At 33.9% G+C, this 495-nt stretch carries 1 protein-coding gene; it reads right to left on the bottom strand.

Going from position 1 to position 495, the window contains the following annotated elements; translation table 11 throughout:
* Positions 1-49: 49 nt before the first annotated feature.
* A partial coding sequence (locus ACZQCL_RS07935; RefSeq protein WP_482482643.1) for a transporter substrate-binding domain-containing protein occupies positions 50-495 on the bottom strand: 446 nt, incomplete at its 5' end.

Raw genomic sequence — 495 nt, forward strand, 5'->3', positions numbered from 1 at the left:
TTATAAATTATTTTTATATTTCAAGCAAAAAGAAAAACGGCATAGCCGCTTATTCTTTCGTTAGATCCTCACCAAAATACTTGATAGAAATCTTAGATAAAGTTCCATCTTCTTTTAGTTCTTTTAAAGCCTTATTTACAGCTTTCTTTAAAGAGGCATTATCATCCCCTTTTACCATTGGGATGGCATAGGGTGTAGATTCTTTAGATTGATCAACAATTTTAAATGAACTATCCTTTGTCGTCTGAAGATAATCATTGATAGAAGTAGCTGCATTGATTGTCGCATCCACACCACCACTCTTTACAAGATCCATACATTTCGTTAAATCATCTACGCCTTTTACAGTAGCCCCATAGTCTTCACCCAATTCCATATAGGTAGATCCAATCGAATTAGCAGTTGTCTTTCCTTTTAAATCATCAAACGAAGTAATTGTCGTATTATCATTACGAACAACTAAGACTGTGTGATCATACGCATAAGGTGTAGAAA

It is taken from the genome of Holdemanella sp., assembly GCF_056804935.1.